Below are 23,258 nucleotides of genomic sequence, written 5' to 3' on the forward strand. Positions count from 1 at the left end.
AAAATGTATGGTTTACCAATCTGGTGCCCCTCTTTCAGGTTTTTTGGTCGGAATTCTACGGTTTTGTTGGATATGCCTGAGTTCAGCATTATTCATAGCATCTAGGATCTGGGCTGCCTGTTCAGGTGTGATGTTCATTTCCTGTAGCCGCTCTTTCATCTGCTGCATGGACTTTTCTCTCTCACTTAAGTCACTTTTTTGGTCCGAAAGTTCCTCTGATGGTTGTTCTTGTTGGGATTTTTCTCCTCTCTGCTCGTCAGTTTTATCAGGATCCACATCGGATTCATCCTGCGTTTGTTCTTCTCCTTCCCCTTTTTTCTGATCCTGGGATTCCTGCTGTTGATCTTTGTCCTGAGACTGCTGATCTTGATTTTGCTGTTTTTCTTCTTCTTCTTCTTCTTTTTGGAGTTTGTCCAATAAGGCTCTTAATTTTTGGTCATTGGGATATTTGGAAAGGCCCTCCGCTAATGTTTGTCCGGTAGCAGCCTTATCATTATTAACATACTGTTTTGCAGCATTGTTAAAATAATTTTCGGCATTTTGGGCCATTAGGGTATGCGTACTTCCTAAAATTAGAAAGTAAAAGCTGAAGAAGAGTATTTTAATTGCTGGATATTTCATTCACGTCAGTTAAGTTATTGATAAACTCCTGGTAATAGGAAACAGTTTCATCTATCTCCAAAGCCCTGTTCATGATATTAAGTGCTTCACTAAAATTAAACCGGTCCACCATTTGATCGGCCTGTGCCTTCATACGTTTGGCATAATTGGAAGGTTGTAACTGGTCATCATCCTGTTCCTGCTGATCCTGTTCTTGTTGATCTTTGTTTTTTTCCAGCCATCGTGCCAGCATTTCATAATTATACCGTGCGGCTTCATTGTCAGGGTTTTTGATGAGTGCAGCTCTAAAGGATTGTAGGGCTGCATCATACTTTTCCTCCCTTGCTGATATGGTTCCACTTTGATTAGCTGCATAAGAACTTATATTGGTTCCAGCTGAACTGACCAATTCCCCAAAAGTTCGCTGGGCTTCATCCTCCTGACCATTGAGCTGGTAACTTAAACCTAAATTAAAGTTAACTTCAGCAGTATTCAGGTCATAATCGCTGATCAACAACAGGTGCCCTCTTATAGAATTTTCAAAATCAGAGGATTTATAGGCTTTTTCTGCACTTTCTATAGCGCTGTTTTTATTGGCTATCCTTTGCCAGGAGGCTGGTATGAACATTATCAGTAAAAATACTATGCTATAAACTTGAGTCATGTAACCAATTCTTTAATAAAGGTGATCTTTTTTTACATAGAAATAGTACGTACTGGAAGGATCATATCTAGTAGTGCGAGCCCCAGTCCTGCCAGTAGGAAATAGAAATACTTATTGGCAGAAGCTTCTACCATCCTAGACCCCATTACAGTACCTTCCACTCTTTCTATTGCAGCGATGAGATCAGGTATTTCTACGATCCGGTCACTTAGTTCAAAATATTGTCCATCAGTGCGGGTAGCTACTGTTTTTAAATTTGACGCATCCAATCTTGTAATAGCGGGTGTACCTGTCCTTTTATCCATAATCACAGAGTTGCCCTGGGGAATGGAAGCCCCTTCTTCTGTACCTACGCCTAGACTGAATATCCGGATGCCGTTAGCACTTAAGTCTGATAATACAGGTGCTAAATTTTCGCCAAAATCTTCTCCATCACTAATCAGAATAATGGATTTGGATTTAGGTTCTCCGGATTCCTCTTGGAGGAATTTACTCTGCGCCAGTTCCAGGGGGGCAGCTATATCTGTACCATAGTTTGGCACTAAATGGGTGCTTAGACCATCTATATGCAACTGAAGCACGTTTTGGTCAAAAGTCAATGGACACTGGATAAAAGCCTCGGAAGAAAATATGATAATACCCACCCGGTCCGAACTGAAATTTTTCACTAGTCTCTTTAGTTCTAATTTTACTCTTTGGAGTCTAGATGGCTTTATGTCTTCCGCATTCATGGATTGTGAAAGATCAATGGCTATAAAAATATCTTTCCCTTCCTGTTTTATCTCTTTCATACTGCTGCCTATAGATGGACCGGCAAAAGCTATAAGGAATAGAATGAAATAAATGGTCCTAAGGGACAACTTTATGAACAGTCGGTTTTTTTGGACTTCCAGTTTTCTGTTGATCCTCCAAAACCTGTATAGGTAGATAGCGTATAGCAGCGAAAAGACCGCCGACAATATTATTAATGAGTTAATACTAGGATATGCCCAAATCATGGCCTGAAATTAGCTATTTTTAGTGAAAACGACATAGGGGCGGATTAATTATTAATAAACAGAAAGTTTTAATTTTTCTTAAAATTTGCGCATGTGCTATTAAACCAATTCTTTTGTACCAAGTTTTGAAAGGGGGATCAATTTCCACCACCAATTAGTCTTAATTCTCATTGAGTCATAAATGAAGTTTTTCCTGCTTACCATTTCTTTATTCTCATTTCTATGTATAAGTGTTTATGCTCAGGAAAATAGTCTTACAGTTAAAGGCATTATCCTAGAGGCCGGGACCAATGTGCCGCTTCCTGGAGCAAATGTTTATTGGGAAATGGATCCGCAGAAAGGAGACATCAGCAATGTAGATGGCCTCTTTTCAGTTCCTCAAGTGACTTTGCCCGCCACCTTGATAATTACTTATATTGGTTTTGAAAAAATTTCCCAAACCATTACAGAAACCGATAATCTAGGTTCTTTACGCATTTTACTCAGGCCTGAGGAAAGATCACTGGAAGAGGTGGTGGTAACTGAAAGGAGGGCCGACGAAAACGTGAGGGGAATGGAAATGGGTAAATCTATTCTTCCAATATCTACCATAAAAAACATTCCTGCACTATTTGGAGAAGTAGACCTGCTGAGATCATTACAGCTTCTGCCAGGTATTCAGACAGCAGGAGAAGGTACTACAGGGTTGTTTGTAAGAGGAGGGTCTTCTGATCAGAATTTGATTCAAATAGATGGTGCTCCGGTATATAATCCCTCACATTTTTTTGGTTTTTTTTCTGTATTTAATCCCGATGCATTAGAAAATGTGGAGTTATATAGAGGAAACATTCCCGCTCAATATGGAGGTAGATTATCTTCACTAGTAGATGTATCTCTTAAGGAGGGGAATACCCAAAGTATAAGAGGAGAGGGAGGGATAGGTACTATCAGTTCTAGGCTGACGGTGGATGGGCCACTTTTTTCGGATAAGTCCTCATTTGTCATCTCTGGTAGACGGACTTATGCTGATATCTTTTTAGGGCTGGCCAATGATCCCAATATCCGAAATAATGCTTTACATTTTTATGATTTAAGCGGCAAGTTAATGTTCAGGCCTACAGAAAAGGATAAAATCACCATATCAAGTTATTACGGTTCGGATTATCTAGGATTATCAGAGCTTTTTGGGTTTGGTTGGAGTAATTGGGTAAATTCTGGAGTTTGGAAGCGAAGTATCAGCGATATATTATTTTTGGATGTAAATCTATATTACAGCCAATATAACTATGAAGTTTCATTTAGTGATGAAGAAAATGGATTTGTTTGGGACAATAAGTTAGCGGAAACAGGAGGAAAAGTGGACTTGATGTTTCTACCTAATGACAAATGGAAAATCAATGCAGGTTATCATGGACAGTATTATGGGTTTGCACCCATCAGTTTATTGCCTGATCCAGGAAGTGCTATATCTACAATAGAAACGAACCCTAGGAATGGGATTCAGAATAATTTTTATATTTCTTCCCTATACGATATCAGTGAGGGGCTGAGCATAGAAGCAGGTCTGCGGTTAGGACTTTATAATCAAGTAGGCAAAGGCGTAAGTTACATATACGAAAGTGGTGTTCCCCAAAGCAACGAGTCGATTACTGATACCATCACATATAGTAGTTTTGCCAATATGAAATTCTATAATGGGTTAGAACCAAGAGTAGCATTAAGGTACATGATTAGTCCTAGTCTGTCTTTTAAAGCAGCTTATAATAGGAATTTCCAATATATACAGGTGGCCACCAATAGTTCTGCCGGACTACCTATTGACAGATGGGTGCCAGCAGGACCCCATATCAGCCCGATCAGAAGTGACCAATATTCCATAGGCCTTTTTCAAAATTTAAGCAATAATATGTGGGAGGTCAGCATTGAATCCTATTATAAAGATTTCAATAATATCATAGATCTTAGGCAAGGGGCCAATATCATATTTACTGATAATATTGAAACGGAGATACGCACAGGGCGCGGCTGGGCGTATGGTCTGGAATTTTTGTTACGAAAAAATATAGGTAAAACCACTGGATGGCTCGGATATACCTATTCCCGTACTTATAGGCAGATAGAAGGGATTAGTATGGGGCTGCCATTCAATCCTCGGTTTGATAGACCTCATGATCTTTCGTTGGTCTTAAACCATCAGATTAATTCAGTATGGTCTACCTCATTCACATTTGTATATACTACAGGACAGGCAGTGACATTTCCCATAGGGGTGTATGATATAGATACCCAGCGGGTCCCACTATATGGCCCTATGAGGAATGAAGACAGGTTTCCTGATTATCACCGAGCAGATGCATCTGTTACCTATAAACGACCAGATGCAGGTAGAAAGTGGAGAGGCAGCTGGAATTTTAGCATATATAATATATATGGCAGAAAAAATCCATTTTCATATCAATTTACAGAAATTCTCAACGAAGAAATAAATTTTACCCCAACTCCTGAGCAGCCAATAGTTACTCGTAGGCCTGGGGTGGTAAAAACTTACCTGTTTACCTTTCTACCCTCTATCACTTATAATTTTGAGTTCTAAATGAAAGAAAAATTTCTATACCTGATCATCATAGCATTGCTCCCTTTGGTATCATGCCAAGAAGAAGTGTTTTTAGAGCTTAAAGAGAATCCATCTACTGTAGTGATTGAAGCCATATGGACAGATGTCTCTGGTTTAAATCAGGTATCTGTATCCAGGAGTAAAGGATATTACGATTCAGAGCAGGCTGAAATCGTTACTGATGCAGAAGTATATATTTTAAACCAAAATACAGGAGAAAAATTTAATTTTCAATATTTGCCCCAAGCGCAGACTTATTTGCCTATCAATAACCGGGTGGCACGCCCTGGAAACAGCTATCAATTAAATGTAATTTATGATACCTGTCATTACCAATCAGTTGGGATCACATTACATCCTCCAAGATTAGATAGCATAGCAGTAGATTTTAGAGAGGAAAGACCATTTAGGGAGGAAGGGTATTATCTGACTATATATGGAGACATACCGTTTACTTCAGATAATAACTATAGAATCCGAATAGTGAGAAATGATACCTTATTGAATAGAAGAAATGATTATTTTCTATTTGATGATGAATTTGGGACAGAAATACTGAATAGGGGTTTTGAATTGAACGGTTATGCTTTCAAAAAAAATGATCGGGTTAGGCTGGAGTTGTATAGGTTGAATAGAGATGCCTTTGATTATTTAAATGAACTTGTGGGGTTACTTTTCAATGATGGAGGATTATTCAGTCCCCCACCACAGAATCCTACTTCGAATATAAAAGTTATATCAGGTGGGGGGGATGTATTGGGATATTTTATGACATCCACTGTAGTAAACGCCTCTTTAACCATAGATGAAGATTAGACCATAAATTCCTGCTATTATATGTATTACAGAGCATTATTTTAGATGGGGACGACCTGGACACAAACATCATACAGAGGGATGCCCAGATAACAGCAAGACCTTTCGGAGAGATAACAGCCCGGATTTTATCCGCCCGTTGGCAAAAATATATTCTGATGAAATGATCATTGAGTTTTTTATATTTCCTTTCAATTAAAGTTTTTTTTGTAATTTTAAAGAATGTGATTTCAATAATAATCCTAAAATTAGAAACCTTTGGAATAATCTATAGCATCATAAGGCTGTAAATCAGAATTTTATTGGGGAACTGAAGATAAAATAGTATAGTGTAAAAGTGAAAATGCAGGAGAAATTTATAGATATAGAAAAGATTGTACAGGACAAGAATCCAACCTTATTGAAATGGATGCCCCGTCTTTTATTAAAATATATCAAAAGAATAGTCCATGAATCTGACATCAATGATATCATGAGGAAACATGGTCACCTGCATGGTTTAGACTTCGTTTCTGCCCTCATAGAAGATTTTGGAGTAGAGGTTACTTTAAAAGGTTCTGAAAACATCAATATGGAGTCAGGTGTCATTTTTGCGGCAAACCATCCCTTGGGCGGATTAGATGGAATAGCTTTTATGTATGCATTAGGTAAATATAGAAAAGACATAAAATTTTTGGTAAATGATCTTTTGACCAATATTAAAAACTTTGATGAGCTTTTTGTGCCTATAAATAAGCATGGAGGTCATGGAAGAGGCGGAATAGCAGCTATAGATGCAGCTTATGCAGGAAGTGATGCTCTTTTGGTATTTCCAGCGGGTCTGGTTTCAAGAAAACTTTCTGGTGGAATCAAAGATTTGGAATGGAAAAAGAGCTTTATTAGTAAAGCCAAAAAATATAACAAAATTATAGTGCCTGTTTTTATTGAAGGAAGAAATTCAGGTTTTTTCTACAACTTGGCCAGGTTTAGAAAAAAAATAGGCATACAGGCCAACATAGAAATGTTTTATTTAGCTGATGAAATGTTTAAACAGCGGGGTAAAAAGATTACCATACATGTAGGTAAACCTGTATATCCAGACCGTTTTGACAAATCTAAAAGCGAAAAGGAATGGGCAGAATATATGAAGGAGCTGGTGTATGATATGGCTTCAGAAAAGTAACTTTATGCAAGATATAATATTACCTATAGATAGAGATTTGATTAAAAGGGAATTGTCTGAGGACAGATTCCTTAGGTATACCAATAATGGTAACAATGAAATTTATTTGATAAATCACCACAATGCCCCAAACGTTTTAAAAGAGATAGGCAGATTGCGGGAGCTCACTTTTAGAAAAGCAGGAGGAGGTACAGGAATGCCGATGGATATCGATGAAAACGATATTAACGAAAACTGTTATGACCAACTTATTGCCTGGAATGCTGAGGATGAAGAGATCATAGCTGGTTATAGGCTTATTAAATGTTCTCATGCAGGAACAAACCACCACGGACAGATAAATCTGTCAACAGCCCATCTTTTTGATTTTTCTGAAAAGTTCAGGGAGGAGTACCTGCCCACCACCATAGAATTGGGAAGATCATTTGTTCAGCCCAAGTACCAGCCCAGCCAGGATAACAGGAAAGGATTATTTTCACTGGATAACCTCTGGGATGGACTCGGAGCTGTAGTGATGATGAATCCAGATATCGAGTACCTATTTGGAAAAGTTACCATGTACCCTCACTATAACCGCGAAGGGAGAGATCTACTCCTTTATTTTATGAATACCTATTTCCCAGATCCGGAAAATTTGGTATCTCCTATACATCCTTTGTCTTATCACCATAACCCCAGCACTTTTGGGGGCATATTCAAAGGGCTAACATACAAAGAAGGCTATAAAATACTAAACAGCAGGATAAGATCCCTGGGTGAAAACATACCTCCCCTGATCAATACCTATATGAATTTATCTTCTACCATGAAAACTTTCGGCACTTCTATGAACAATGAATTTGGGGCTGTGGAAGAGACTGGTATACTAATAACCATTGCCGATATATATGAAACTAAGAAAACCCGGCATATGGAAACTTATGAAAGGGATAAAGTAAGGAGAAACTAGGAAAATTCTAATTTGTTTTGTTAATTAATTCATTATTAACTATTAATCCTCTATTTTTGCAAGCTCTAAATTAAATTTCATTATGAACTCTGCAAAAAGATCCTTGCATTATCCGCTAATTATTTTTTTAAATAATGATAATAGCCTCTTTCATATATCGTCTATCTGACTTTTGGGTCTAAAACGCTTAAATTTAAATGGGAGTAAATACTATATTAACCCATTTAAATAGCAGGAAATCAGAAATCTTTACCAGGCTTTACATCCTTTATGAGAGATAATATAAAAATTGGCAAAATAGTTGTTTGCCACTCTCCAAACTATCAAGCGAATCTGAATCTAAAATGATGTTAAATAGCCTTTTGTATACTTTTTCTGACAAAAAAAGAGATATAAAATACAAATCTCTTAAAGTAATGTTTTCCTCATAAATGTACTCCACCATTATATACCTATCTTTAGAACCATGTCTTTCCTTCGAATTATTAATGTTGCGTATACGTCGCTTTTAGGATATAAAGGAATAATATCCGGCGAGAAATACATCATTTACTATGAGAGATAGGGTACTTGGGAAGTTTAACTAAATATATTGTTTAGAATAAAAAACAAAGAAGGTGGATGTGAATTGATCTTCAAAAATATATATTTGAAATGCATTATTGTATATGTAAATAATTATTTATAACTTGCGTCATTAATTCAATAGTCTAATAATTTTATGAAAAGATTTTTATTCAATGCTTTAGGTGTGGTATTTCTCATGGTGTTTGCATCTGGGTGTATTTCCAATAGAAAAATTATGTATTTACAAAATCTTCCTGGTACGCCACGTATAGAGGAAGAAACACTTATTACCTATGATGTACCTGTATACAGGATACAGAAAGACGATATTATTGATGTTCAGGTAAGGTCGTTAAATCCGGAAGTAAACGAAATATTTGCCATGGCCACTGGTGGTGGTAGGGCAGGAGCAGGTGGAGCAGGGGGTAGAATGATGGGTATGGGCGGCGGAGGCGGCGATATTTATTATATGACAGGTTATACTGTCAATAAAGATGGAGAGATTGAATTACCCTTTGTAGGCAAACTGCACGTGGACGGTAAAAATATAGATGAAATCAAAGAACAGGTTCAACTCAACTTGATGAAATACTTTCAGGAAGAGTTATTTGTTCAGGTGAAATTGGGCGGTATTAGATATGCTACCTTTGGAGAATTCAGAGGGGTGGGAAAACATGTAGTGCTGCAGAACAGATTGACTATCTTTGAAGCTATAGCTAATTCTGGAGATCTTACTATATATGCCAAAAGAGATGAAATCATGATACTTAGACAATATCCTGATGGAACCAGACTACATAGGGTAAATCTAAGGGATCGTAATATTATCAAATCCCCTTTTTATTTTATCCAACCAAATGACCAGCTCTATGCTGAACCTATCAGGGCCAGAGAATTGGGAACAGGTGAAACGGGGGTTCAAAGTTTCCAATTATTAATGACATTATTATCTGCAGGTATATTTGTATATGCACTGTTTATTAATTAGAAAAAAATATGAGTAATAACCAAAATACAAACAGCAACTCCAACCCATTTGGAGATGATTCAGCAGGCTATGACTTTAAGTCTTTGCTGCAAAAATTACTGGCCAAGTGGTATCTTTTTATCATTTTTGCTGGTATTGGATTTGCCATAGCCTATGCTTATAACGGTGTTTTATACAGTCGGTATAAAGTAGAATCTACCATATTGGCGGCTGATTATGGGCAGGCTGTAGGATCTGTGCTTTTCGAAAACCTGGTTCCTCAAAAAGGTACAAACCTAGAAAACGAAGTCGGAATCCTCTCTTCATATGGGCTTCATAGGAGGACCTTGGCCAATTTGGATTTCCATGTGAACATATCTGAAAAAAATATCTTGGGACATGTACAGGATCTCTATGGGAAATCACCAATAAGCCTGACCTTAGATATCAATAAACCATTTGTTGCGAATAAAGAAATGTTATTATCCGTAACCGATCAGGGCGTGGAAATTAATGCAAGTGGTAAAACTTATCAGATCTATAACCCGGTCACAAATACCTATTCCTCAAATACAGGAGAGCTGAATGTCAAATTAAAAGAAGGTCCGGCCCAGCAAACTGCTTTAGGAGTTATTACATTGAACATTATTGACCCATCATTCAGAGGAGAGCTCAATGTTACTTTTAAACCTACTGAAGAATTGGTGAAAAGCTATGTAGGGGCGGTGCTTTATGAAGTTCCTGCTAATTGGAGTACGATACTTAAGCTATCTATGGAAAGCACATCTAAGGCCCGTGCCACTACTTACTTGAACGCTTTGATGAACCAGTATCTTGAAGAAGAACTCCTTGCTGCAAATGAAACGGCCGAAAATATCGTACATTTCATAGATTCGCAACTGGATGGGATCACCGATTCCCTCAATTTTATTGAAAACCGTCTCGAAAATTACAGGACAAGCAACCAGATTTTTAATTTAAGTAGCGAAGGTGCTTCCATTTACGGAAGATTAGCTGATTTAGAAGAACAAAAAGCCATATTGGAAATCAGTCTCCGGTACTATGAAACCCTAGCAGCATATGTAAACGAGGAGCGATATGAGGAACTTATGGTACCGTCTTTAGCCGGGGTATCTGAGCCGGTATTGAACCAGTTGGTAAGCCGGGTGCTGGAACAGCAGGGGAAACTTTCATCTATGCGGTTATCCCTGACAAGAGCAAATCCAGAACTGATCAGGCAAGAAGAGGCTTTTAGAATCATGCTGAGGTCTTTAGATGAAAATCTTCGCCAGCTACTGATCAACACCAGAAATCAGGTAAGAGAGCTCGATAGTAGGATCGGTAGAATAAATCAAGAAGTAAATGCACTTCCTGCTACTGAGAGAAGGTTACTATCTATCCAGAGAAAGTTTACCATCAATGAGGGTATTTATAATTATCTACTTCAAAGAAGGGCCGAATCTGCTATTTCAAAAGCAGCCACACGTCCCCAAAATAACATATTAGATGAACCCCGTGTGGTAGGTTCCGTATTTCCTAAGAAAGATAACAACCTGATGATTGGTGTATTGGTAGGGTTTTTATTACCTGGGTTATTCATTTTCTTAAAGGACTTCTTTAGAAAGAATGTAGAAAGTCAGAGTGATGTAAAACGATACCTGGATCTGCCGGTGATAGGAAATGTACCAAAAAGCAAAGTGTATGGGGATCTGGCTGTTTATAATTTCCCTAAGTCCCATGTTACGGAATCCTATAGGTCCATACGGGCAAATTTTAAGTATTTATTTCCGGATCAAAGTATGAAAACCATCTTTGTGACATCGGCGCAGCCTCAGGATGGTAAGACTTTCACCTCTATCAATCTAGCATCCATATTTGCACTTAGTGGCAAGAAGACAGTTTTGGTCGGCCTGGATTTAAGAAAACCAAAATTACATACCTCATTTGATTATGATAATAAAGTAGGTCTTACTTCTTATCTTATCGGGCAAAAGAGCTTTGATGAAGTAGTGGTCAAAACAGAATATGATAATTTACATTTAGTATTAGCAGGGCCTATTCCTCCAAACCCTGCAGAATTAATACTTACCAATAAGTTTAAGACATTTATCGCATCCTTAAAAGAACAATTTGACATTGTTATTTTAGATACCCCACCTGTGGGAGTAGTTTCTGAAACCTTAGATATAATGGGTATGTCCGATGTGGGCTTATTCGTAACCAGACAGAATCAAACCAGCTTGGCTGCCTTGGAGGCTAGTAAAGAAATCCTGGGTAAAACTGGCTTTAAATCATTATATGTAGTTTATAATGACTCTGAAGATGTGAAGGCTGGCTATGCTTATGGCTATTATGGAGATGAGATAGAAGACAAATCATCTAAAAAAGCAACCTCACCTGTAAAAATTTAATAAAACTGGGAGACGATGTACCCATCGTTTCCTACAATTTTGTGCATTTTAACATTTGGTTTTTCCAAGTGACATGAAAAGTATATCCTTTTCGTACTGTTTTATATAATATTAATTAGAATAAACTATAATTATTTAATAATTGAAAATGTCAATGTGACTTACGTGGCGAAGCTGTGTCCAAGTTGATCTAATATAAAAAGAAGGAAAAGGGAATAAAAAATTATATGCTTTAAAATCATCACTTTAACTTATTATAATAATGATCTTTTAATATAATAGATTTCTATCATAACAGATAATTTAATAATTTTGATTATATTTTTCTTAAATCAGATTTAAAATACCATTTATTTATCAAAGATGAAAAATTTAAACGCTAAAATATATATTGCTGGACATAAGGGTATGGTAGGAGGAGCTATATGGCGACTTTTGGAAAACTTAGGATATACTAATCTTATAGGGAAATCCAGTAACGAACTTGATTTAAGAAACCAGCGAGAGGTATCTAGCTTTTTTGAAGAAGAGAAACTTGATATTGTTATAGATGCTGCTGCAAAAGTAGGGGGTATCCTGGCCAATAATTCTTATCCATACCAATTTATTATGGATAATATGCTTATCCAGAATAATCTTATCAACTGCGCCCACGAGCATGAAGTGAAAAAGTTTATATTTTTGGGAAGCTCTTGCATATATCCTAAACTGGCACCTCAACCTCTAAAAGAAGAATACCTTTTAACTGGGCAATTGGAGCCTACCAATGAATGGTATGCCATAGCTAAAATTTCAGGAGTGAAAGCCTGTGAAGCCATAAGAAAGCAATATGGTAAGGATTTCGTATCTTTGATGCCTACCAATTTATATGGTACGCATGACAATTTTGATTTAAATACCTCTCATGTATTACCTGCAATGATCCGTAAGTTTCATGAAGCCAAGGTAAATAACCATAGCGAAGTAGTCTTATGGGGTTCAGGTACACCAAAAAGAGAATTTCTACATGTAGATGACATGGCCAAAGCTGTGGTATTTGCTATGGAAAATAAGCTTGAGGATCATTTGTACAATGTTGGAAGTGGGGAAGATCTCTCCATTATGGATTTGGCCGCAACTATCCAGCGTATAGTAGGTCATGAAGGAACTATTCAATGGGACCATACCAAACCTGATGGTACACCTAGGAAATTGATGGATGTATCCAGGTTAGCTCAAGCAGGATGGAATTATGAAATTTCTCTAGAGCATGGTATTAGCCAAACTTATCAATGGTTTTTGGATAATGAAAAGAGCGTGAAAAATGTTAAAATCTAATGGTTATTAGCCTTTCACCGCATCGATATTAAAATATCATATTACAATTTTATACATCTGCTTTTGGGCAATTATTAAAACTAAAGAATGAAAACCGCACTTATCACAGGAATTACCGGTCAGGATGGAGCGTATCTAGCTGAACTTTTACTGGAAAAAGGATATACAGTACATGGTATTAAAAGAAGATCATCTCTACTCAATACGGATAGAATAGACCATCTCTACCAAGATCCCCATGAAGTAGATCCTAAACTAATCTTACACTATGGAGACTTGACTGATTCCATGAACCTGACCGGCATTATTCAAAAGGTACAGCCTGATGAAATATATAATTTAGCTGCTATGAGCCATGTCAAGGTTAGTTTTGACACTCCTGAATATACTGCTAATGCAGATGGGATAGGTACATTAAGAATTTTGGAAGCGGTACGGCTTTTAGGTTTGGAAAAAAAGACTAAGATTTATCAGGCGAGTACTTCCGAACTATATGGGCTGGTCCAGGCAGTTCCGCAGTCAGAAACTACTCCTTTTTATCCCCGATCCCCCTATGCGGTAGCTAAATTGTATGGCTATTGGATCACTGTTAATTACAGAGAAGCATATAATATGTATGCTTGTAATGGAATACTTTTCAATCATGAATCTCCATTGAGAGGGGAAACTTTTGTGACCAGAAAAATCACTCGTGCTGTAGCTAAGATTGCCTTAGGCCTTCAGGATCAGTTTTACATGGGTAATATGGATGCCAAAAGAGACTGGGGCCATGCAAAAGATTATGTAGAAGCCATGTGGAGGATTCTTCAGCAGGAAAAAGCAGAGGATTATGTTATCGCTACTGGAGTCACTACCAGCGTTAGGGATTTTATAAAACTGGCATTTTTAGAAGTTGGGTTTACTGTTAGGTTCGAAGGCGAAGGCTTGGATGAGGTTTGTATTCTAGATTCAATTGATTCGGATAAAGCAAAATCAATTTTGGGTGATAATCCTATAAAGGCAGCCATAGGAGATGTCTTAGTAAAGGTCGATCCAGCTTATTTCCGTCCTACAGAAGTAGATCTATTGATAGGTGATCCTACTAAGGCCAAAGAAAAATTACAATGGGTACCTAAATATGATCTTCCTAAATTAATTGAAGAGATGGTACAGGCAGATGTGGTTTTGTTTAAGAGAAACATTGATTTGATTAATGCGGGCCATAAGGTTTTAAACCAAATGGATTAATTTATTACTATAAAAAAACATGTTTAGAATAGACTTTTTAGGATCTCCCGGTACTGGTAAATCATTTATCATAGATGAAGTGCTCAAATACCAGGGAGATCAAAAATTTGTATCTCGAAATAGAGGCCTAAATTTAGTCGCTCAGCTAAATGCTAAACGTTACAGTAAAATTTATAAGTTGGCTGCAACTTTTATAAAACTCTTTCCCGACCAGGATATTAGTAATGAAATTGCCAATAGAATAAATGCCAAAAGAGATACTGAATTTTTTAATACTTATCCTTTGATTAACGATTGGCTTTCTGATAGAATGAATGAATCTATTTCGTCTGATAGGAATACCTTGAATAAATATTATTATATCGCTGGATTGTTCCGTCAGATAATAGATGGCTTGAACCTATCTTTATATCCGGATGATAGTTTAGCAGTATTAATGGATGAGTCTATTGCTCAGCATGCTCCTTTTGTGAAAAAAGATAGGTCCATAGTCAAATACGTAGATGCAGATCTAATTGTTCATTGTTTTTGTGACCCTTCACAACTTCGGGAAAATATTCTTAAAAGAGAAAGAGATAATATAAGGGCTGTAGTACCTGATGAAAGAAAAACAGTAGCCTTTCTGCAAAAATCTATGGATCATTATGCCAGTAAGGCTGAATATTATGAGCAGTTGGGGATCAATACTCTGCACATGAATACCCAGGATGATGTCTCTATCAATATTAATAAAATCATAAAAGCTATATCTATGCTTACTTCTGATACGGTCAGTACAGAAATAGTTTAAGACAAAATAATTACTATCACTACCAGCAATCATGCTTGATCTAATCAAAAAATTCATCATCAAATATTTTTCGTCCTTTGCTTATTTCTATGTTCATTTACGCCATAGATTATTCATCGCACTGGGCCTAAGCCTTACAGTAGGTGTATTGGATGGCTTTGGTATAGCCATGTTTTTGCCTTTATTAGAATCTACAGATGGCCAGGCCTCTTCGGATGATATGGGCGGAATGGGCTTTTTGGTTGATTTTATGGAATGGATAGGGCTTGGAACCGGGATCAATGCAGTATTATTTATGCTGATTTTCTTTTTCTGCCTGAAAGGTATCTTCTATTTTGGTTCTTCTTATTACTCAGTATTCCTTAAAAAATACTTTGTCACCAAAATGAGGTTTGATAATATCGACCGTCTGTCCAATTTCAAATATAAATCCTTTGTCCAAACAGATACTGGCCGGATTCAAAATACCTTTAGTGGCGAGGTGTCAAGAGTAATGCAGGCATATACTTACTATTTTAATACCATACAGTCTTTTATTATGGTAGTAGTATATTCAGCAATGGCATTTTTTGCTAATGCACAGTTTGCATTTTTTGTGCTTTTAGGTGGCGCATTGACTAATTTTATCTACAGTAAGATTTATAAACTGACCAAAAAACTGTCTAGGGAGCTCACTGCAGGCGCTCATGTTTACCAGGGACTACTGATTCAGAAAGTAGCATTTTTTAAATATTTAAAAGCTACCGGTTTAATATACAGATTTGGGAATAAGTTAAAACAAAATATTCGTACCGTGGAAGATATCGGTATTAGAATGGGAAAATTGAGTGCTATTTTAAGTGGATCAAGAGAACCCCTAGTAGTGACAGTCGTGGCGGTAGTGATACTCGTACAGGTGAATTTTTTCGAAACCTCTATGGGTGTTATCATTTTGAGTTTGTTGTTTTTTTATAGGGCGTTGTCCTATATTATGGGATTACAGAACAGTTGGAACCAGTTTATATCTACTTCAGGATCTTTGGAAAATATGACTTCATTTATGCGTGAGCTTTCCAAGAGTGAAGAAAAATTTGGACCTGTAAAGGATTTTACCTTTAGGAATGCCATTACATTAGAAAACATGAGTTTTAACTATGGTAACACCGCCATCTTAAAGGATATCAATCTTAAATTAAACAAGAATGAAACTATAGCATTTGTGGGAGAAAGCGGTAGCGGCAAAACAACTCTTGTAAATGTATTGACAGGTCTTATGAACCCGGACGAAGGCAAAATTTTCATAGATGACGTAGACAGAAGTTCCTTGGATATGAGGGTTTTTTCTCAAAAAATAGGGTATATTACTCAGGAACCCGTGATTTTTGATGATACAGTGTTTAATAACATTACCTTCTGGGATGAACCTACACCAGAAAATAAAGCAAAATTTTGGGATGCATTAGAAAAAGCATCCATATCAGAATTTGTCCGGGAATTGGAAGAAAAAGAAAATGCTGAACTAGGTAGTAATGGTATTATGGTGAGTGGGGGGCAAAAACAGCGATTATCCATAGCTAGAGAATTGTATAAGGATATTGAAATTTTAATAATGGACGAAGCTACATCTGCCCTGGATTCAGAGACAGAAAAAGCCATTCAGAAAAATATAGATGCTCTAAAAGGTAGATATACCATCCTGATCGTTGCACATAGACTATCTACTATCAAGAATGCGGACAAAATCGTCCTTTTACAGAAAGGGTATGTAAAAGGAATAGGTAATTTTTATGACCTGACTCAGCAATCTAATATTTTTAAAAATATGGTTTCTCTTCAGGAGATTTAATAGGCAAAACCAAATAACAATGATTTCGGTAATAGTAGTAGCTTATAATTTAGAAAATGTAATCATTCCTACATTAGAAAGTGTCAAGAGGCAGACTTTTACGGATTATGAATTAATCATAGCAGATGATGGCTCTCAGGATAATACAGTAAAAATAGTTACTGAATGGTGCAAGCAAAATCTGGATCCTGATAAAAATCCATACAAAATCATAAGTAATCCAGGAAATGAAAAAAGAGGGATAGCTGCCAATTATAACAGAGGGTTAAAAGTAGCTTCTAGGGAATGGTTAAAATTTATTGATGGAGATGATATTTTAGCTGATGATTGCTTAAAATCAAACATAGAATTTGTTTCTCATAACCCGAATTGCAAAGTCGTCTTTTCAAAGATGAGAACATTTGTAAATCAGATAGATAACGAAGATCATGTTTCCCAAGAATATCCTTATCCCAGACATTATAAATTCTTTGATTTACCAGCTAAAAAGCAATATGAATATTTCTTGGTAGATAGTTTTAATGCAGCGCCCGTTACATTTTTGCACCGTAAGACGATCATTGAGGTGGGGGGCTATGACGACAGGTTCTTTATCCAGGATTTACCATTATGGCTTAAACTTACCCAGATGGATTACAGGATTTATTTTCTACCCAAAGTTACTACTTATTATAGGGTGAATTTTGGTGTATCCTTTTCTAAGACGGCATTATACAGTCCTGTATCCACCCATTCACTGGTAGAGATACATAAGCAGCTAATCATTCCCCATGTGCCATTTTATAAGTTTGGTTTTTGGAACAAATACTATCTGTTTAGATTTAAATATGCATTAGCACTTAAAGTTTTTGACAATAAAGCTACCAAAAAGGCTCAAAGCGTGATGGGTACATTAGAGTATTTAAGTTTTAAATATTCGATGGATGTGTTTAAAGGAAAGATTTTAAAATTATTAAAAGCATAATACTATCTCATTTTTAATATTTATCAAATGACTGGAAATAAAAAGAAAATATTTTTTATGATGAGTACACTCCGTGGCGGGGGTGCCGAAAAAGTTTTGTTGGATATTCTTAAGCGATTTGATTATAACAAATATGAAGTAGAGCTGGGTTTAATATTCCCAGTAGGGGTTTATCTTTCCGATCTACCCGTAGAGGTAAAGGTTCGGGCTCTTTATCCAAAGGGAAAATTTAAGCTAAGGTTATATAATAAAGTGATTTTTCAATGGCCTCAAAAATTCAAATTAGATTTTATCCCCAAGTTATATTATAACTTTCTCTTTAAAGAGAAATATGATGTGGAAATTGCTTTTATGGAAGGACTTTCTACAAAGTACCTGGCGTGGAAAAATAAGGGGAATGCAAAGCGTATAGCTTGGGTACATATAGATTTGGTCAATAACCATTATACCAAGCAGTATTTCAAAACATCTAACGAGGAAACCTGGTATTATAAACAGTTTGATAAGATAGTATTCGTGAGCAAGGATTCTCAGCGTGCTTTTAATGAAAAATTTAAAGTTAATGGTATTCCCCAGTTTGTTCAGAATAATTTGATTCCATTACCCGAAATTATGGAAAAGGGAGAGGAATTTGAGGTTCAGAAAAAAACCTTTACTCTGGTATCAGTAGGTCGGCTGGAAGATCAGAAGTGTTTTGATAGGCTTGTAAGATTAGGTGATAGGCTTCGTACTGACCTATACGATTTCGAGATATGGATAATCGGCCAGGGACCATTATTAAACGCATTAAAGCAACAGGTTAAAGACCTGTCTTTGGAAAAATATATTAAATTTTTAGGATTTCAAACCAACCCTTACCCTTTTATAAAAGCTGCTGATATATACATAAATTCATCATTAGCTGAAGGATATCCACTTACAGTATGTGAAGCCATATGCCTCAATAAAGCTGTCATCTGTACCCATAACTCAGGATCAGAGGAGATCCTAGGGAAAAGCGAATATGGAATATTAGTAGATCATGACGATGAATCCATTTATATGGGTGTTAAATCCCTGATTGATGATCCTGAAAAGCTAGTTCATATCAGAAATCAAGCTAAAAAAAGAGCTGTTCAATTTGACGAGAATAAAGTGATGTCAGAAATCTATGATTTAATAGAATCATGAAAATATCTTTAGTTTTACCGGTTTACAATGTTGAAAAATATCTTGCCAGATGTATAGAAAGTTGCCTACACCAAGATATAGCTAAAGACACATATGAAATTATCATAGTAGACGATGGTTCCACTGATAATTCTAATCAAATCGCCAGCGAATATGAAGATACATATAGCAATATTCGACTTATTAGGCAGGATAACAAAGGATTAAGTGGTGCTAGAAATACAGGTTTAAATCATGCCAATGGAAAATATGTCTGGTTTATAGACAGTGATGATTGGATAGAGCATGATATTTTATCAGATATTATAGGTAAACTTGATGAAAAAAATGCTGATGCACTTATAGTCAATTTTTATAAAGTGGATCAAAATGATAACATTACGGGTTCCGCTATTGAAAATTTAAACTATTTAGATAATCACATATATACCGGTACAGAATATTTTAAAAATCGGCCGGGAGATTTTCTCAATTCATGGAGGTACATTTGCAATACTGAGTTTTTGAGGCAACATCATCTTTCTTTTTATGAAGGGATAGTACATGAAGATAATGAGCATACACCCAAGCTGTTATATCATGTTGAAAAACTCATTACATATAACAAGCCCGTTTACGCTCACTTAATTAGATCAGGTTCTATCATGACCACTTTTAATCCTAAAAAAATAGAGAGTTGGTATAAAATATTTGAATCTATGAAATCTTTTCGTAGTCAGATACCATCATGTAGTCCTTTTAGGATCTACCTGAACCAATACATACTTCAGCAATATAGTAATTACCTCACTGATAGAAATCAGTATGATCTAGGAAATGAAGATATTGTGAAGCTCCAGCGACTTAAACCCTTAGAAAAATGGCCAAATATGAATTTTAAATATCATTTGAAATATAAGCTAATCAGTAACTTACCTGTTCAATATTCGAAAATGATCAGTACCTTTAATAAGTTTACTAAAAATTAACCTTTATTAAAATTTTAATATAATTATTTTTATTTTTTTGTTTTCATTAACAATTTTATAAGATATTCTATTATAGTTGTTTATTTTGGACACACGCTAATAGGTCAGGTCTCATTCAATTATGTTCAATATTGATTTTAAGTACAAATTTGATATACTTAAAAATAAATTTGAGATACTTTTTAAGTATGGGAAATCATATCATGATGACATAACCTATTATAGGTATACCAAAGCTATAGAAGAAAGTTTTGAACAGGGTAAAGCGGATTTAGAATTAATTTATCAATTTTCATACTTTTGTAGCCATGAAAATATTAGTTATAGAGCCATATCATTTTTGATTAAAATCAAAAATAAATACAATTCGTTAGAAATATGTAACTACTTTTTAATCCAACAATACATGAATAGTCTGCTTGAACATCTTAATAAAGAAACGCAAGCGGTAGTAATATCTCTCCTTAAAGAATCTTTACAACATTCATTTGGAAATCGCCTTTTTAAATTACTGGCCAATAAAATATCTGTTTTTCCTAATGAAGTAAGTTCCCAATATATAGAGGGCATAAATCGATCAGATAATTTTGGATATATATTACACAATATTGATAGTGTCAGAAAAAAATACGTAACTAAAATTAGTATAACAGCATTACAGCAGAATGATTATTTGTTTTATTTGGAAATCAGAGACATCTATCCCTATCTCCATGAAATTACTCCTGAACTGATAGGTACCCTAAAAAGTAAAAATGGGCTATTATCCTGTCTAACCCTAGATTTTATTTCTGGTGTTCCTTCGGACCATACTAAGTTAGATAGAATTATTAAGTGCCATAAAGAATTCATTCAAACCTGTACTTTTTCTACTACTATATACGAAAAAATAAAAAGACCTTTCTATCTAGGTGCTGCACCTCGTTATTTGTCGCGATCATTTAGTAGAATACATGAACCTTCTTATTTCCACCGTATAATGGAGTGGAATTTAGAAGTACTAAATAATCAGGCGTATCGACCTGAACTCAAATTTATGCTGGTTATGTTTTTTGAAAAAATCAGGGCCAGTAATTTATGCCAATATATAATTCCAGAGAAGCATTATTCGCTTTGTCAGGGGGATTTTCAAATATCCAATATCTTATACCTTCCGAATTCCGAAAAATTTTTGATTGTCGATTGGGCTAATTGTACATTCGCACCAAAACTTCTGGATATTGCTACTTTATTCGTGGAGGCTCAATACAGCTATCAAACAATATTGGATTTTTTTCTTGAAGAAATAGAATATTCAGAGGCATATGACGATATAGATATCGTCTTATTTTTTTTAACTGCGATAACAATATCCCTGATGAAAAGGCCCTTTACTTATATTAATGAAGATACTGATAAGTTTTTTAGGCCAGCGGTTAATAATTGTCTAGGATTATTAGATAAAATAGTGGCTAACAAGAATGAATATATCAGTGAAATTTAATTTTGCCCTCCTGATCACCTAATCAATAGCACCTAAATAGAAGCTTATAAGTATTATTCAAATTCTTATAGGATAGATAGGTTAGATTATATACAGTCGGGCTACATATACTCTTATTACAATACAATATTATGAAGATTTGCTTTATTACCTATACGGTTTTTTCCCATGGAGGCACTCAGCGTATATCATCCACTATAGCCAAGGAGCTTTCTAAAGAGCATGAAATACATCTTCTGCTTACTTCAAAAAGAAAGGAAGGTAATCCATATAATATCAACGAAGAGGATTTTAAGATTGATTATTATGAATTGAGCCTATTCAGAAAAGTAATACGAAATGCAGTGACATGGATAGCTACTAAAGGTTTTTTTACTGGTAAGAGAGCAGATTGGTATTCCAAGATGATGTTTTTGCCCAAACAAAACCGTTTTTTAAAAAAATTTATACAATCCAACAAATTTGATCTTGTGGTAGGATTTGATGTAGCAGGTTCTTTATGGATAGGTTCTATTAAAGAAAGTGTAGGGGTTCCCATGATAGGTCGGATTCAGGCATCCTACGACCATTTTTTTGGGGCACCTGATAGAGGCAGCTGGAAGCACGAAGAAGTATTTGGAAGTACGCTGCCTAAATTGAATAAGGTAGTAGTTTTATCTAAAGATGATGAGAGGGAATTCAGTGAGAAACTAAACATAAATACCCGATTTATATATAACGCTCACAATTTGGGATATAAAAAAATAACCAAACTGAACAATAAAAAATTTGTGGCTCTGGGAAGATGTACTCACCATAAAGGTTTTGATATAGTAGTAGAGGCTTTTAATATCTTTGCCAGAGACAATAAAGACTGGAATTTGGAGATAGTCGGTGATGGACCTCTAAAGCCCTTATTGGAACAAAAAATAAATTCATATAACTTAGCAGATAGAATTACCTTATTGCCATTCAGTGACCAGGTTGAAGATAGGTTTTCTGATGCAGACGTATTTGTTTTCAGTTCTAGATTTGAAGGATTCGGTATCGTACAGGTAGAAGCACTAAGCTGCGGGTTACCGATCATTGCTTCTGACATACCTATTACAAAGGAGCTTTTAAAAGATAGAGGAATAGCGGAGTTTTATGAAAATGAAAATCCGGATGACCTGGCCAGGGCCATGCATACCATCATCAGCCAAGATTTAAAGGAAATGAGTAATAGAGCTTTAGCATATTCCAAAGAATTCACCTCGGATAAAGTAGCAGCAAAATATAATCAGTTGTTTAAAGATGTAGCAGGTAAATGAATTCCAAGTTACAATTTTTGATGAATTTTATATTACCATTTATCCCTGAAACAAGCTTGTTTTCTCTCAAAAGCAAAATGTATTCGTGGATGGGGGTAAAATTGGGTGGTAATGTAAGGATCTGTTCATCTTTGAGGGTCAGGGGGATAGGTAATCTGAACATTGGGGCCAATACTTGGGTAGGACATGACTGTAGGATAATATCTACTAGTATGGTACATATAGGTAAGAATGTAGATATTGCTCCAAATGTATTAATGACCACCGGTACTCATAGCGTAGATATAACAGGAGAGCGGGTAGCGGGAGAAGGAAAGTCAGAAGATATCATTATAGGAGATGGTACGTGGATAGCATCTAGCGTTACGATACTTCCGGGCAGTGTTATCGGAGAAAAATCTTTAGTGGCAGCAGGTGCGGTGGTACGTGGTGTATTCCCTCCTGGTGTTCTTATAGGAGGTGTTCCTGCAAAGATTATAAAAAACCTAAATTAAGTAG

Annotated in this window: 19 protein-coding genes; 16 read left to right on the forward strand and 3 right to left on the reverse strand. The window is 35.8% G+C overall.

The annotated features are described in order from the left end of the window. Positions 1–12: 12 nt before the first annotated feature. From EL17_RS18010 to EL17_RS18020, 3 genes are read right to left on the reverse strand one after another with little or no spacing between them, the layout of a single operon-like run. A complete protein-coding gene (locus tag EL17_RS18010; RefSeq protein WP_035077206.1) occupies positions 13–621 on the reverse strand; it encodes a hypothetical protein in 609 nt (202 codons plus the stop codon). Next, positions 602–1,264 carry a tetratricopeptide repeat protein gene (locus tag EL17_RS18015; protein ID WP_035077208.1) on the reverse strand — a complete coding sequence of 221 codons (663 nt, stop codon included), beginning with the start codon at positions 1,262–1,264 and terminating at the stop codon, positions 602–604. Before EL17_RS18015 ends, EL17_RS18010 begins: the two co-directional genes overlap by 20 nt. Before the next feature lie 32 nt (positions 1,265–1,296). After that, on the reverse strand, positions 1,297–2,262 hold the full coding sequence (locus EL17_RS18020) for a VWA domain-containing protein (RefSeq protein ID WP_035077210.1): 966 nt from the start codon (positions 2,260–2,262) through the stop codon (positions 1,297–1,299). A 181-nt stretch (positions 2,263–2,443) separates the two neighbouring features. On the opposite strand from EL17_RS18020, the gene EL17_RS18025 reads away from it, so the two are divergent. From EL17_RS18025 to EL17_RS18100, 16 genes are all read left to right on the forward strand, one after another. Further along, on the forward strand, positions 2,444–4,834 hold the full coding sequence (locus EL17_RS18025) for a TonB-dependent receptor (protein ID WP_035077212.1): 2,391 nt from the start codon (positions 2,444–2,446) through the stop codon (positions 4,832–4,834). Further along, positions 4,835–5,671: a DUF4249 family protein gene (locus EL17_RS18030; protein WP_035077214.1), complete on the forward strand. Its 837-nt coding sequence runs from the start codon at positions 4,835–4,837 to the stop codon at positions 5,669–5,671. A gap of 343 nt (positions 5,672–6,014) precedes the next feature. Next, positions 6,015–6,833 carry a 1-acyl-sn-glycerol-3-phosphate acyltransferase gene (locus EL17_RS18035; protein WP_035077708.1) on the forward strand — a complete coding sequence of 273 codons (819 nt, stop codon included), beginning with the start codon at positions 6,015–6,017 and terminating at the stop codon, positions 6,831–6,833. Positions 6,834–6,837: 4 nt separating this feature from the next. Beyond that, on the forward strand, positions 6,838–7,782 hold the full coding sequence (locus tag EL17_RS18040; protein ID WP_035077711.1) for a GNAT family N-acetyltransferase: 945 nt from the start codon (positions 6,838–6,840) through the stop codon (positions 7,780–7,782). A gap of 721 nt (positions 7,783–8,503) precedes the next feature. Next, positions 8,504–9,337 (forward strand): polysaccharide biosynthesis/export family protein, encoded by an 834-nt coding sequence (locus EL17_RS18045; protein WP_035077217.1) that lies wholly within the window; start codon positions 8,504–8,506, stop codon positions 9,335–9,337. Between the two features lie 8 nt (positions 9,338–9,345). After that, entirely contained in the window at positions 9,346–11,727 is a 2,382-nt protein-coding gene (locus tag EL17_RS18050) for a GumC family protein (RefSeq protein WP_035077219.1), read from the forward strand. Between the two features lie 363 nt (positions 11,728–12,090). Then, a complete protein-coding gene (locus EL17_RS18055; protein WP_035077221.1) occupies positions 12,091–13,044 on the forward strand; it encodes a GDP-L-fucose synthase family protein in 954 nt (317 codons plus the stop codon). Between the two features lie 87 nt (positions 13,045–13,131). Then, positions 13,132–14,271: a GDP-mannose 4,6-dehydratase gene (gene gmd / locus EL17_RS18060; RefSeq protein WP_035077223.1), complete on the forward strand. Its 1,140-nt coding sequence runs from the start codon at positions 13,132–13,134 to the stop codon at positions 14,269–14,271. 19 nt (positions 14,272–14,290) lie between these two features. Continuing rightward, positions 14,291–15,061: a hypothetical protein gene (locus tag EL17_RS18065; RefSeq protein ID WP_035077225.1), complete on the forward strand. Its 771-nt coding sequence runs from the start codon at positions 14,291–14,293 to the stop codon at positions 15,059–15,061. Positions 15,062–15,092: 31 nt separating this feature from the next. Continuing rightward, positions 15,093–16,886: an ABC transporter ATP-binding protein gene (locus EL17_RS18070; protein ID WP_035077234.1), complete on the forward strand. Its 1,794-nt coding sequence runs from the start codon at positions 15,093–15,095 to the stop codon at positions 16,884–16,886. 19 nt (positions 16,887–16,905) lie between these two features. Next, positions 16,906–17,850: a glycosyltransferase family 2 protein gene (locus tag EL17_RS22765; protein ID WP_051720104.1), complete on the forward strand. Its 945-nt coding sequence runs from the start codon at positions 16,906–16,908 to the stop codon at positions 17,848–17,850. A 57-nt stretch (positions 17,851–17,907) separates the two neighbouring features. After that, complete coding sequence (locus EL17_RS18080) at positions 17,908–19,020, forward strand: glycosyltransferase (protein ID WP_164675145.1); 1,113 nt, start codon at positions 17,908–17,910, stop codon at positions 19,018–19,020. After that, positions 19,017–19,988 (forward strand): glycosyltransferase family 2 protein, encoded by a 972-nt coding sequence (locus EL17_RS22770; RefSeq protein ID WP_051720106.1) that lies wholly within the window; start codon positions 19,017–19,019, stop codon positions 19,986–19,988. Before EL17_RS18080 ends, EL17_RS22770 begins: the two co-directional genes overlap by 4 nt. 121 nt (positions 19,989–20,109) lie before the next feature. Then, positions 20,110–21,471 carry a hypothetical protein gene (locus EL17_RS18090; protein WP_035077238.1) on the forward strand — a complete coding sequence of 454 codons (1,362 nt, stop codon included), beginning with the start codon at positions 20,110–20,112 and terminating at the stop codon, positions 21,469–21,471. 131 nt (positions 21,472–21,602) lie between these two features. Beyond that, complete coding sequence (locus EL17_RS18095; RefSeq protein ID WP_035077240.1) at positions 21,603–22,760, forward strand: glycosyltransferase; 1,158 nt, start codon at positions 21,603–21,605, stop codon at positions 22,758–22,760. A gap of 20 nt (positions 22,761–22,780) precedes the next feature. Beyond that, positions 22,781–23,254, forward strand: coding sequence for an acyltransferase (locus EL17_RS18100; RefSeq protein ID WP_205623577.1), 474 nt, complete (start codon positions 22,781–22,783; stop codon positions 23,252–23,254). Positions 23,255–23,258: the final 4 nt, after the last annotated feature.

Origin of the sequence: Anditalea andensis, from assembly GCF_000714815.1 — a bacterium.
Lineage (GTDB): Bacteria > Bacteroidota > Bacteroidia > Cytophagales > Cyclobacteriaceae > Anditalea > Anditalea andensis.

What these genes read in the sequence shown, in the direction of transcription:
- EL17_RS18010 (WP_035077206.1), bottom strand. Translation starts at nt 621, where the DNA reads ATGAAATATCCAGCAATTAAAATACTCTTCTTCAGCTTTTACTTTCTA.
- EL17_RS18015 (WP_035077208.1), bottom strand. Translation starts at nt 1,264, where the DNA reads ATGACTCAAGTTTATAGCATAGTATTTTTACTGATAATGTTCATACCA.
- EL17_RS18020 (WP_035077210.1), bottom strand. Translation starts at nt 2,262, where the DNA reads ATGATTTGGGCATATCCTAGTATTAACTCATTAATAATATTGTCGGCG.
- EL17_RS18025 (WP_035077212.1), top strand. Translation starts at nt 2,444, where the DNA reads ATGAAGTTTTTCCTGCTTACCATTTCTTTATTCTCATTTCTATGTATA.
- EL17_RS18030 (WP_035077214.1), top strand. Translation starts at nt 4,835, where the DNA reads ATGAAAGAAAAATTTCTATACCTGATCATCATAGCATTGCTCCCTTTG.
- EL17_RS18035 (WP_035077708.1), top strand. Translation starts at nt 6,015, where the DNA reads ATGCAGGAGAAATTTATAGATATAGAAAAGATTGTACAGGACAAGAAT.
- EL17_RS18040 (WP_035077711.1), top strand. Translation starts at nt 6,838, where the DNA reads ATGCAAGATATAATATTACCTATAGATAGAGATTTGATTAAAAGGGAA.
- EL17_RS18045 (WP_035077217.1), top strand. Translation starts at nt 8,504, where the DNA reads ATGAAAAGATTTTTATTCAATGCTTTAGGTGTGGTATTTCTCATGGTG.
- EL17_RS18050 (WP_035077219.1), top strand. Translation starts at nt 9,346, where the DNA reads ATGAGTAATAACCAAAATACAAACAGCAACTCCAACCCATTTGGAGAT.
- EL17_RS18055 (WP_035077221.1), top strand. Translation starts at nt 12,091, where the DNA reads ATGAAAAATTTAAACGCTAAAATATATATTGCTGGACATAAGGGTATG.
- gmd (WP_035077223.1), top strand. Translation starts at nt 13,132, where the DNA reads ATGAAAACCGCACTTATCACAGGAATTACCGGTCAGGATGGAGCGTAT.
- EL17_RS18065 (WP_035077225.1), top strand. Translation starts at nt 14,291, where the DNA reads ATGTTTAGAATAGACTTTTTAGGATCTCCCGGTACTGGTAAATCATTT.
- EL17_RS18070 (WP_035077234.1), top strand. Translation starts at nt 15,093, where the DNA reads ATGCTTGATCTAATCAAAAAATTCATCATCAAATATTTTTCGTCCTTT.
- EL17_RS22765 (WP_051720104.1), top strand. Translation starts at nt 16,906, where the DNA reads ATGATTTCGGTAATAGTAGTAGCTTATAATTTAGAAAATGTAATCATT.
- EL17_RS18080 (WP_164675145.1), top strand. Translation starts at nt 17,908, where the DNA reads ATGATGAGTACACTCCGTGGCGGGGGTGCCGAAAAAGTTTTGTTGGAT.
- EL17_RS22770 (WP_051720106.1), top strand. Translation starts at nt 19,017, where the DNA reads ATGAAAATATCTTTAGTTTTACCGGTTTACAATGTTGAAAAATATCTT.
- EL17_RS18090 (WP_035077238.1), top strand. Translation starts at nt 20,110, where the DNA reads ATGTTCAATATTGATTTTAAGTACAAATTTGATATACTTAAAAATAAA.
- EL17_RS18095 (WP_035077240.1), top strand. Translation starts at nt 21,603, where the DNA reads ATGAAGATTTGCTTTATTACCTATACGGTTTTTTCCCATGGAGGCACT.
- EL17_RS18100 (WP_205623577.1), top strand. Translation starts at nt 22,781, where the DNA reads ATGAATTTTATATTACCATTTATCCCTGAAACAAGCTTGTTTTCTCTC.